The organism is Sphingobium sp. D43FB (assembly GCF_002312805.1).
Taxonomy (GTDB): domain Bacteria; phylum Pseudomonadota; class Alphaproteobacteria; order Sphingomonadales; family Sphingomonadaceae; genus Sphingobium.
Window position 1 is genome coordinate 1 of the sequence record NZ_NMUA01000204.1, and the last position, 443, is coordinate 443.

Genomic DNA, 443 nt, shown 5'->3' on the forward strand with positions numbered 1-443 from the left:
TTTTTCTTCACTTACGGCAATTAGCTGGCAATAGGTATCAACGCGAGTGTTTCTTACGGACAAACAAACGAGGGTTAGACACCATGCAGACAAAGATTATTGCCAGCGTTTTAGCAATCCTGACCGTGAGTAACTATACCTACGCAGATACTTGCCCTGAACCCTCATCTATTTACAAAACAAAGAGTGGCTTTGAAGCCAAGGACAAATCCGGCCATATCTGGAAAGGAGAAGATCCGGGACAACCGGTCGATGTTAAGACTCTGGTTTTTGAAGATGCGGCGTATATCACTGAAGACGAAACCGAAAACGGGCCAGTGAAAGTCAGTCAGTTGAGTTGCCGCTACCAAAATCTGGCCTTGTTTCTAGACAATGTAGTCAACTGGAAAGCCGCGGCGCCTGCGAATTGGGACGAATCGAATCGCTGTTATTCTAAACCCCAC

The 443-nt window shown here is 46.3% G+C and carries 1 protein-coding gene; it reads left to right on the plus strand.

Annotated features, from left to right (window positions below; translation table 11 throughout):
• Positions 1-83: 83 nt before the first annotated feature.
• Positions 84-443 (plus strand): DUF3757 domain-containing protein (locus tag SxD43FB_RS24040; RefSeq protein ID WP_141249665.1); only part of this gene is annotated, 360 nt, incomplete at its 3' end.